At 40.5% G+C, this 634-nt stretch carries 1 protein-coding gene; it reads left to right on the top strand.

Translation table 11 applies throughout. The features are described 5' to 3' along the window. Window positions 1-94 precede the first annotated feature (94 nt). Window positions 95-415, top strand: coding sequence for a type II toxin-antitoxin system RelE/ParE family toxin (locus A3761_RS00610; protein ID WP_068506946.1), 321 nt, complete (start codon window positions 95-97; stop codon window positions 413-415). Window positions 416-634: the final 219 nt, after the last annotated feature.

The raw sequence follows: 634 nt of genomic DNA on the forward strand, positions 1-634 counted from the left end.
GAATTACGCCAGCTTATTAAAGATGGTGAAAATAGCCCCATTATCGAAAATTGGAATGCTGATGATTTTATTCAACGGATGAAGAAAAAGCATAATGCATAAAAACCAAAGCTTTTTTGTACACCAAAAAGCAGATGAAGACTTAGAAGCTATTTTTGATTATAGCCTAGAGAAATTTGGTTTTGCTCGAGCTGCACGTTATATCAAAGATATAGAAATAATGTTTAAGCAATTAGCTTGCAATCCTCAGAAGGGAAATACGTTTGATATCCAACTACCAAGCTGTTTGCATGTAAGAGTTGAGTCACATTTCATTTATTATGCAGAGTGCCAGGGTGGCATTGAAATCTTCAGGGTTCTTCATCAACGCATGGAACCAAGTAAACATCTAATTGATATCCTAGATCAAGATTAAGCTCTTTGCCGCCAATGAATTTGATGTAACTTTTTGAGACATCTAATCGGAATTTTCTTCACTAGTGCCAATGAGTCCGCATTTAAGACCCTGACAACTCAAATAGGGTGTGCCGTGCGCACCAGCGGAGTTTGATACCTCGTCTTAGTAGGCAGAGGGTTCAACCCCTCGCATGAATCTGCCCCGTGCTAGCCCGCTTGCGAGCCGTGGAAGGCTCTG

The organism is Oleiphilus sp. HI0123 (assembly GCF_001635315.1).

Bases quoted from the DNA above. Each gene is read 5' to 3' on its own strand.
- A3761_RS00610 (WP_068506946.1), top strand. From the start codon at position 95: ATGCATAAAAACCAAAGCTTTTTTGTACACCAAAAAGCAGATGAAGAC.